The sequence below is a fragment of the Megasphaera sp. DJF_B143 genome (assembly GCF_900320625.1).
In the GTDB taxonomy this organism is placed as follows: Bacteria; Bacillota; Negativicutes; order Veillonellales; family Megasphaeraceae; genus Megasphaera; species Megasphaera hexanoica.
This window is the reverse complement of record NZ_ONTA01000320.1, coordinates 1-4,789: the sequence shown is the minus strand read 5'-3', so window position 1 is coordinate 4,789 and position 4,789 is coordinate 1. Positions and strand designations below refer to the sequence as shown.

Here is a 4,789-nt window from a genome sequence, read left to right as displayed (position 1 = left end):
CTCCCCGCCAAAACGCCGTGCGAATTCACCCGTGAGAAAATTGGCATGGGTTTCACTCCCTTCGCCGATACCTCCCACCAGGGGAACAAAGGTACAATGGACCGGTTCCAAATTCCCGCACTCTGCTTTTATCGTCTGCAGCAGTGTCCATCCCATAGAAATCCCAACGTAATCGCCGTTGTGCAGCACCCGTGCCAGATAGGATAAAGCCGCACTTCCCAGGGCGCTGCAGCCAACTTCCGCTCCGCTCTGTGCTGGACTGTCACAAACCACGATGGCTTCTTTCAGGGAAAAAGCCTCTTCGAGCTGCCGTTCCAGTTGTCCATAGGCCGTAGCATCGGGATTGACTATTTCAATGCGTACAATGCCCAGTTCCCGTCCTGATTTCAGCATCCGCGATACCGATGGCCGGGATACGCCGAAGATGTCACAAATTTCCTGCTGACTCTTTTCCTGACGGTAATACAAATCACAACATTTATATATCAGACGTGGATCATCTACTAACTTTTTCATTTGTTCAATACCTTTCCAAATGTAAACGAAACAACTATATTATACGGATAAACGCCCGGTCTGTCCAGTCTTTTTTCTTCCCCTCTTGTCAGCGGCCGTCATGAAAGGTATAGTAAGTAAGGAACAGGAATACTAATTTTTTTGTGAAAGGACACACCATGTTATCTTATACTCTCATGACCTGTGATATGGATGGCACTCTTCTCAGTGACGATGCCACCATCTGTACGCGCAATATCCAGACAATACGCCAGGCTATCGGAGCAGGGCTTCATTTCGTTCCCTGCACGGGCCGGGGCTTTGAATCGTTGAATCATATCCAGGAAACACTGGGCATTTACCAAAAACCGGGAGAATATGTCATTTCCTATAACGGGGCCCTCATTACGGAAAACAGTCATAATGACATTCTCTATGAAGACGGGCTTCCCTGGGATATTGCCAGCGCTCTTTACGACTTTGGCGTAGCTCACCATATCACCATGCATATCTACCCCTATGGCAAGGTATATTTGTATAATTACGTTCCCTTTGAACGGGCATTCCTCGAAGGGCGCATGCCCAACATAGAAACATTTGAACCATCCCTCGATTTTCTCAAAGGGCAGACAGTCTATAAAATCGTCTATATGGATCCGGATCTTCCGACACTCAACCGATACCGACAGCAGCTCGGCTCTCTCCTCGACGACGTGACAGTCAGCTACTCCAGTGACCGGTACATCGAATTCAACCATAAAAACGTCACGAAAGGAACGGCCCTGCGGAAACTGGCAGGACTGCTTCATATTCCCATCAGCCAGACGCTGGCTATTGGCGATAATATCAACGACACGGAAATGCTGAAAGCCGCGTCTTTCAGCGTCGGCGTCCACAATCTGAACGAAGCCATCCGGCCGTACTGCAACGTCGTCACAGAAGCTACCAATAACGAAGGTGCCGTCGCAGAAGCCATCGAACGATTTATTTTGAAACAATAGCAAAAACGGAGCTTACCATGAAAAAAGTACCATCATGGCAAGCTCCGTTTTTTGTTCGGATTTTCTATATACATTATCATTGCAGGTCAAGGATCATTTCCACTGTCTCCAGCTCCACAGAGGCTGAAGATACAGATAGACCGCAGCAGCCAGACTGGATACGGGAGCCGATACAGCTGCCAGTGGTACCGCTGCGGCTATGCACCAGGGAATGAGGGCTGCACTGACAATGACCGTATCTTCCAAAGCCAGCATCATGTCTTCCTTATCCTGTACCAGGTCCTGACAGATTTGCTCAGTCAGGATGACGGCCAGCGTCTGGGCGCAGGAAACCATACTGATAAAAAAGGACACAATCCAGATGCATCCAAAGGGATTGAGCCATTTTTTCAGCACCATCACACCGTGCCGGATTCCCAGAAGCAGTCCCGTACGTTCAAACAAACCGGCGTAGGTTGCCGACAGGCCAATAATGGCAATGGAAGGAAGCATCGACAATACGCCACCACCGTCGAGAAGCGCCGCCAGTGCCGGTTCGGGACAACGATATCCCGTAAGGAGCATAGGGAGGAGATCAGCCACCGCCATATGCTGGAGCGTCACGGTCAGGACAAAGGCGACGAAAATACTTAGTCCCATCGTTTTGCGCACATCCATCTGCAACAGGGAACACACAATAATCAGTATCGCCGGTATGAGCGTCAGCCAGTGCAGCTGGAACGATGAAGAAAATAAATGCCATACGTCCAGCCCCATCCCTGCACTGCTTCCGGAATGCCATCCTGCCAGTCCATAGATGACGCAGGACAGGACAAACGGTATTATAGCACGGCGTGCCATGAGCACGAGATTATGAAAGAAGTCCGTATGCGTCACGGCAGCTACCAAAAGGGCACTCGTCGAAAGGGGCGAACAGCGGTCGCCAAAAAAAGCCCCGCTCATGATGGCGCCCCCGGTCCATACCGGACTGGCTCCCAGGAAATTGGCTACAGACATACAGATGACCCCCATGGTAGCGGCCGTGCCAAATGCCGTCCCGGTGAGACAGGAAATACAGCAGTTCAGCACAAAGGTCATGACGAAGAACACTTCCGGCCGGATCATATTTCCTGCCAGCGATACAATCATGGGAATCGTGCCACCGGCCCGCCAGACCGTCGTCAGCATGCCAATCAGTACCATAACCATCAGAATGGTACTGACCGTTTTCAAGCCGCGTAAGGAATTTTGCCACAACTCTCCGGCAGGGATATGACGCCATAGGCCATAGGAAAAAAAGAATATATATCCTGCCGCCAGTGCCCAGACAACAGAAAAATGAAATATTACACAAAAAATCAGGGATACTACAAATAGTCCCAGTACCAGCCACGCCACGTAAAACACCTTCTTCAGTAAAATCCCCCACGCCTCATGAATCTGATTTTTCTGAATCGCGTCGCAGCTTATCCAGGACCTGGGCTTTTAAATCCTGCACAGCTTCTTTCAGCCACGTCTCACGCTGTGTTTCATCACCCAGACATTCCAGCGCTTTTGGAATGGCCTTGCCAAAAAGGATCTGTTCCGTCTGATAACTGCGGTACACGCCGAGCTTGCAGGCATTGGCAAAATGTTCGCAATTATGAAACAGCAGGTCATATTTTTTATTGCCAATACAGGCCCTGGCAAAGGCAATGGTTTCAGGGACCGGGCAAAGTTGTTCCTGTTCTTTCTCCGTATACTGCCGCACTTCAATGATGCCACCCTGACGAAACTCTTCCAGAGAAGTCGCCCTGATTTCCGTGTCCCACCAGTCAATGGGATTATAGTCATCATCTCCGGCAAAAGCGATGACTTCCTCATCGCTGACATAAATCCCGTGATGATAATACAATCCGCCCAGCCGGCGTACGCGTATATGATCTCCCTGCCGGGGAATCTGTATTTCCCAATGCTCCGGTGATCCATCATCGGTGAGCAGTGATACAATCGAATTCAAATCAATAGCCATAATGCCGTCTCCCTGCGTTTATGTTTTCTGGCATTATTCTACTATGATTTGTCCATTTTTCCAACTGTCTTTTTCACAGCTTCTGCCGGATTGGTAAGCCCGGGAACGGCCCCGGCAGAAACGGCCCAGATATATATACTGGCCACCGTACCATAAGGGGAATACCGTTTCTGATACCGGCAGAACAGGTCTTTGGTGATGTTCCGGTGCCGGTATATCATGCGCAGGCCCCGTAATATGGCAAGTTCCCCATAGCTCATCACAGCGGTCCGCTCCAGGCAATGAATGAGCAGCATTTCCGCCGTCCATCGGCCAATACCCGGCAGCTGGCAAAGAGTCTGGCAAAACAGGTTATCCGGCATAGCTGATACGGTCTCTGCCTGGATCCGCCCTGACACGAATTCACGGGATATTCCCTGTGTATGCTAAAAAGCAATAAAATTGTCTCACATTTTATCAAAAGTGACAAAACTGGCCATAATCAACATACTATAAATCATTGTATTAATCACGATTGCCTACATTTAACCACATTTAACCAGTTATTTTTGACGATTTTTTGACGGCAGGAACGATAAAGGGCACACCATCCATTACGGACAGTGTGCCTTCTTTTTAGTCTCCCAGTTTGAGTACAGCTTTCTTTGCAATCCCACGCATCTTGACTTTCCTGGTATCAATCTGCATCCGCTTCTCTTCTGCACTCATCTTTGGATTATCCTGTATGTCACGTATTTCCTTATTAAGCTTTGATACGGTTTTCATTGCCGTGCGCACCTGCGCTAATTCCGTTGGTACTTTTGCGCCTTTCTTACCTTTCTGGAATGCATAGCTATCACTCCGTTTGTAATCAATTTCCATCTGGTCCGACAAATCATACAGCCGGTCTACATATTCCGACCGCTGACTATCGTCGTTTCTGACAAAACTGCCAATGACGGGTAATTCATACCAATATTTAGCGGGTTCAGTCGGGCGGTCCTTACCGCGCAATGATTCAATTGGCTTATCCAATGTTTTGGCCAACGTACGTCCCATACTGATAAACCATACGGAAGAATGATGTACTTAATAGTTGCCCATATAGCCCGTTTCGGATTTTCCTTGAACGTACGGATGAATTTATCAATACCCTGAATAGAAGCGTTGAAGAATGGGATGTAGCGGTTAATTTTTTCCCTACACTGCCATGTCGTGAGAAGTTGATAGATACTTCCCTTGCGGCATACCCGGCTTCTTTGTTATAGGCCTGCCGGTAAAATAGCTCCTGGCACTTCCCTTGCGGCATACCCGGCTTCTTTGT

The 4,789-nt window shown here is 48.7% G+C and carries 6 protein-coding genes; 1 reads left to right on the top strand and 5 read right to left on the bottom strand.

Annotation, left to right across the window (positions count from 1 at the left end):
• Nucleotides 1-516, bottom strand: a 516-nt coding sequence (locus DBO31_RS09140; RefSeq protein ID WP_304466354.1) for a sugar-binding domain-containing protein, incomplete at its 3' end; no start/stop codon positions are given.
• Between the two features lie 158 nt (nt 517-674).
• Between DBO31_RS09140 and DBO31_RS09135 the strand changes: the two genes are divergently transcribed.
• Nucleotides 675-1,496, top strand: coding sequence for a Cof-type HAD-IIB family hydrolase (locus DBO31_RS09135; protein WP_059075347.1), 822 nt, complete (start codon nt 675-677; stop codon nt 1,494-1,496).
• Nucleotides 1,497-1,589: 93 nt separating this feature from the next.
• Here DBO31_RS09135 and DBO31_RS09130 read toward each other — a convergent pair whose 3' ends face one another.
• The 4 genes from DBO31_RS09130 to DBO31_RS09115 all read right to left on the bottom strand — a co-directional run bounded on the left by DBO31_RS09130 (nt 1,590) and on the right by DBO31_RS09115 (nt 4,524).
• Nucleotides 1,590-2,882 carry a Na+/H+ antiporter NhaC family protein gene (locus tag DBO31_RS09130; RefSeq protein ID WP_075581279.1) on the bottom strand — a complete coding sequence of 431 codons (1,293 nt, stop codon included), beginning with the start codon at nt 2,880-2,882 and terminating at the stop codon, nt 1,590-1,592.
• A 25-nt stretch (nt 2,883-2,907) separates the two neighbouring features.
• Nucleotides 2,908-3,486: a lecithin retinol acyltransferase family protein gene (locus DBO31_RS09125; RefSeq protein ID WP_150824997.1), complete on the bottom strand. Its 579-nt coding sequence runs from the start codon at nt 3,484-3,486 to the stop codon at nt 2,908-2,910.
• 41 nt (nt 3,487-3,527) lie between these two features.
• Nucleotides 3,528-3,884 (bottom strand): hypothetical protein, encoded by a 357-nt coding sequence (locus DBO31_RS09120; RefSeq protein WP_150824996.1) that lies wholly within the window; start codon nt 3,882-3,884, stop codon nt 3,528-3,530.
• 217 nt (nt 3,885-4,101) lie between these two features.
• Nucleotides 4,102-4,524 (bottom strand): hypothetical protein, encoded by a 423-nt coding sequence (locus DBO31_RS09115; protein WP_075581282.1) that lies wholly within the window; start codon nt 4,522-4,524, stop codon nt 4,102-4,104.
• Nucleotides 4,525-4,789: the final 265 nt, after the last annotated feature.

Bases quoted from the DNA above. Each gene is read 5' to 3' on its own strand.
- DBO31_RS09135 (WP_059075347.1), top strand. From the start codon at position 675: ATGTTATCTTATACTCTCATGACCTGTGATATGGATGGCACTCTTCTC.
- DBO31_RS09125 (WP_150824997.1), bottom strand. From the start codon at position 3,486: ATGGCTATTGATTTGAATTCGATTGTATCACTGCTCACCGATGATGGA.
- DBO31_RS09115 (WP_075581282.1), bottom strand. From the start codon at position 4,524: ATGGGACGTACGTTGGCCAAAACATTGGATAAGCCAATTGAATCATTG.